This is a genomic window from Lyngbya sp. CCY1209, assembly GCF_055795065.1.
In genome coordinates this window covers 1-485 of sequence record NZ_JAYFER010000370.1, presented here as the reverse complement: position 1 = coordinate 485, position 485 = coordinate 1, and the positions used below count along the sequence as shown (strand labels likewise).

General features: G+C 44.5%; 1 protein-coding gene. It reads right to left on the bottom strand.

Annotated features, from left to right (window positions below; all coding sequences use genetic code 11):
• A partial coding sequence (locus tag AC0QHF_RS10575; protein ID WP_324704171.1) for a group II intron maturase-specific domain-containing protein occupies window positions 1-485 on the bottom strand: 485 nt, incomplete at both ends.

The window sequence follows — 485 nt, the reverse complement described above, 5'->3', positions numbered from 1 at the left end:
TTTTGGAGTCGTAGACCATCCTTAGTTTGGAATATCCACTTATCCTTCCTTTCATCCCCGTTGCTCAGTTTTGCCATACCTGTTCGGTAGTATTTTCTGAGAGTTTTGTATTCGGCGTTTCCGCATCGTGACACTATCCATGCCCGCAGTTGTTGCCAGAGTATGTTATCTAGCTTGCTGAAAATCTCCTTGGAGACTACCCCTGAGTAATACTTTGCCCATCCTGTGATGATGGGGTTGAGTCTTTTAATCAGGGCGGCTTGAGGTGCTGTTTTGTGATTTTTAATCACCTCTTTCACCTTTTCAATGTGGGCTTTGATTGCCTTTTTGCTCGGTTTGATGTGGGTTACGAAGCCTAATAATCTGCTGACTTTTCCCCCACTTTTCCCTGAGACGTGTTTTCCGGCTGGATATTGCCTGATATTGAACCCCAAAAAGTCGAATCCGGGTAGGACTCTTTCTCCGTCAACTTCAATTTCTCTTAG